The sequence below is a fragment of the Mycoplasma todarodis genome, from assembly GCF_004335995.1.
GTDB lineage: Bacteria > Bacillota_I > Bacilli_A > Mycoplasmatales > Metamycoplasmataceae > Mycoplasma_K > Mycoplasma_K todarodis.
This window is the reverse complement of record NZ_PSZP01000064.1, coordinates 1-2,693: the sequence shown is the minus strand read 5'-3', so window position 1 is coordinate 2,693 and position 2,693 is coordinate 1. Positions and strand designations below refer to the sequence as shown.

The window sequence follows — 2,693 nt, the reverse complement described above, 5'->3', positions numbered from 1 at the left end:
AAATGTCTTAGAGTTGTTGGCCATAAGACCACGCATACCAGCAAGTTGAACGAAGTTGGCAATATTACCACGAGCACCAGATTCCATCATCATAAAGATAGAGTTTTCTGGATGTTCATCAACTTTCTTTTGAAGGTCAGCTTCAACTTCTTTTTTAATTTCAGCTCAACGACCAATTGTTAATGTATATCTTTCAGCTTCAGTAATGAAACCATCTTCGTACATTTCAAATAATTGATCAACATAAGCTTCACCTTCTTTAACTTTTTCATTCTTAACGTCAGATTTAATAATGTCTGAAATTGAGATTGAAGAACCTGAAAGCATTGAGAATTTAAACCCTAATGCTTTGATTTTATCAAGAACATCAGCTACTAAGTTTGTGTAATTGAATCATACATACTCAAGTAATCTAACTTTATCATCGATGTTGAAGAATGGTGTAACACCTTCGTTAGCTAATGTTAGCTCACGCATAATTTTTGCATATCCCTCTTTTACAAAACCAGCTAATGAAACAGCATGTTTGTATGATAGTTCTTTATTTCTAAAGTCTTTAATTTGAGAGAACATACCTAAAGTATCTTCGTAGTTGTCTTCGTTTAATTGTTGGATAATTTCTGCGATATCACCCATTGTAATTGTTGCAACGTATGTATCGAATACAGCACGAACAATTTTAGCAATGTCTTTTTTACCAAGCGCTTTATTTAAAGGCATTTCTTTAATAAATTCTGCGAAGTTTGTACCTTTTGGTGCAATGTAGTTCATTACATCAGCGTTATTAACCATTGCTGATCTATTATCAAAGATGAATGGGAAATCTTGTGGGAATGATTTATTGAAAATAAATTTACCAACTGTAGAGATTATGTATCCTTCTTTTTCTAATAGTATTGGTTTATCAAATGCTGAAGTAGGTAAAGCAACACGAGCATGAACTGAAATTTCATTTAGATCGTACGCTTTTTCCATTTGCTTTTTCTTGTGTTAGATAGAATAAACCTAAAATCATATCCTGTGAAGGGTTGATAATTGGCTCTCCATCTTTAGGACCAAGAATATTTTTATTAGCAAGCATTAATTCTTTAGCTTCACGACGCGCAGCTGGAGAAATAGGAACGTGAACAGCCATTTGGTCACCATCGAAGTCGGCATTGAAGGCACCACATACTAGTGGGTGAAGTTTAATAGCTTTACCTCTAACTAATACTGGTTCAAATGCTTGAACTGATAGACGGTGCAATGTAGGCGCACGGTTTAGAAGAACTTGTTTACCTTCAATTGATTTCTCAACGTGTGGTCAAATAACATTATCTTGTTCTTCAATTAATTTTTTAGCCATTTTAATTGATGAAGCAATTTCAGCATCAATTAATTGTTTAACGATTCATGGTTCGAATAATTTAGCTGCCATTCCACGAGGAATACCAACTTGGTGCATCTTAAGAGATGGTCCAACAACAATTACTGAACGTCCTGAGTAGTCAACACGTTTACCAAGTAAGTTTTGTCTAAATCTACCTTTTTTACCTGTTAAGGCATCAGAGATTGATTTTAAAGGACGTCCATCTTTTGAAGGTACAGGAGCTGGTTTTCTACGTTGGTTATCAATTAACGCATCAACAGCTTCTTGTAGCATACGCATTTCGTTTTGAACGATAAGGATAGGTGCTTCAAGTTCGAATCATTTTCTTAGACGATTATTTCTAATAATGATACGTCTATACAGTTCATTTACGTCTGTTGTAGAGTGTCTACCACCATCTAATTGAATTAGCGGACGTAAGTCAGCTGGAAGGATTGGTAAGTTTTTAATAAGCATTGAAGTTGGTTTTTGACCTGATTCAATAAATGCATTAACAACTTGCAATCTTTTGTATAGTTTGTTTCTTTCTTGGATTTTTGTAGCAGGTATTTTACCTGTTGTTTTAAATAATCCGTTAATTTTATCAATTTGAGCTTTGATAATCTTTGTTTCTTCATTAAGATCCATATTTTCTAATAGGTACTCAATTGCTTTAGCACCTGTCATGATTTTAGCTTCTGAATATTGTTCGATAATTGAATTAATTTCATAAAAATCAATACCATAATCTTTACCCATTTTTGATGAAGCTGTTTCTTCAAGTTCTTCAACTGCCATTTGAATATCATCAAATTCCATTGAGTCTTTTGAATATTTAGCTTGAATCTCTTTTAATGCATCTCTATATAGGATAGCGGCATCATTAATATTGATGATTGCATTTTTTGGAAGAGCTTTAACATCACCTGATTCAACAACAATGTGAGACTTAAAGTAAATTAAGTTTTCAATCGCTACTCTTGGGTGTAGTTTTGTTTTTCCTTCTTCTCTCAATCCTAATAATTTAGCAATGATTGAGTGATCAACTTTGAAGTATCAGAAATGTAAAACAGGTGAAACAAGTTCAATGTGTCCCATTCTGTTACGTCTAGAAGATTTTGGTAAGATTTCTGGTTGTTTTAACTTACATTCTTCTGTTTTTTCACAAGTTTGACCTTCATTTGTTCTTTTATATTTTGTTCCACAAACAGCACATTTGTAATCTGTTGTAGGACCAAAGATTAACTCATCAAATAAACCTTCTTTTTCAGGTTTGAATGATTTATAGTTAATTGTTTCAGGTTTTCTAACTTCTCCGTGTGATCATTCTCTTACATCCTCTGAT

General features: G+C 33.2%; 2 protein-coding genes. Both read right to left on the bottom strand.

The window, feature by feature from the left end; all coding sequences use genetic code 4:
* Positions 1-225: hypothetical protein (locus C4B25_RS05090; protein ID WP_418763739.1), on the bottom strand; the 225-nt coding region annotated here is incomplete at its 3' end.
* Between the two features lie 676 nt (positions 226-901).
* Positions 902-2,693: DNA-directed RNA polymerase subunit beta' (locus C4B25_RS04565; protein ID WP_472793370.1), on the bottom strand; the 1,792-nt coding region annotated here is incomplete at its 5' end.